Here is a 275-nt window from a genome sequence, read left to right on the forward strand (position 1 = left end):
GTATCACCAGCTCCAGCTACTAAAGAATACGTAAACGAACTGCTATCTACATCGGTTGAAGAAAGTGCTCCCACAGTTGAGTTAGCCACCACATTTTCATCAATGTCAGAATCAGACAAAGTAATATCCGTTGGTGCTTCATTCACATCATTAATGAAAATAGTAAATGCTTTTTCAAAAGTTGAAGTACCATCGAAAGTTCTTACGCGAACAGAGTAGGAAGCTTTGGTTTCAAAATCAGGACTCGCAGTAATTTTCAAATCACTACCTGAAAT

Annotated in this window: 1 protein-coding gene; it reads right to left on the bottom strand. The window is 37.8% G+C overall.

Annotation, left to right across the window (positions count from 1 at the left end; genetic code table 11):
* The coding region (locus WFZ86_RS20280; protein ID WP_342693632.1) for a hypothetical protein at positions 1 to 275 on the bottom strand (275 nt) is incomplete at both ends.

Source organism: Flavobacterium polysaccharolyticum (genome assembly GCF_038739875.1).
GTDB classification, from domain to species: domain Bacteria; phylum Bacteroidota; class Bacteroidia; order Flavobacteriales; family Flavobacteriaceae; genus Flavobacterium; species Flavobacterium polysaccharolyticum.